Annotated in this window: 1 protein-coding gene; it reads left to right on the top strand. The window is 69.4% G+C overall.

Translation table 11 applies throughout. From position 1 onward, the window contains the following. Positions 1–219, top strand: a 219-nt coding sequence (locus ACR6JA_RS22475) for a hypothetical protein (protein ID WP_494599648.1), incomplete at both ends; no start/stop codon positions are given.

The following is a 219-nucleotide window of genomic DNA, read 5'->3' as shown; positions in this document are numbered from 1 at the left end:
GACCTGCCGCCAGCTGGCGCTGGCGTTGCGCGACGAAGTGGTGGACCTGGAAGCCGCCGGCATCAGCGTCATCCAGATCGACGAGCCGGCCATCCGCGAAGGCCTGCCGCTGCGCCGCGCCGACTGGCAGGCGTACCTGGACTGGGCGGTGGACTGCTTCCGTCTGTCGACCGCCGGCGTGCGCGACGAGACGCAGATCCACACGCACATGTGCTATTC

The sequence above is a fragment of the Cedecea sp. B1(4) genome, assembly GCF_059414925.1.
This window is presented reverse-complemented; position numbering and strand designations above follow the sequence as displayed.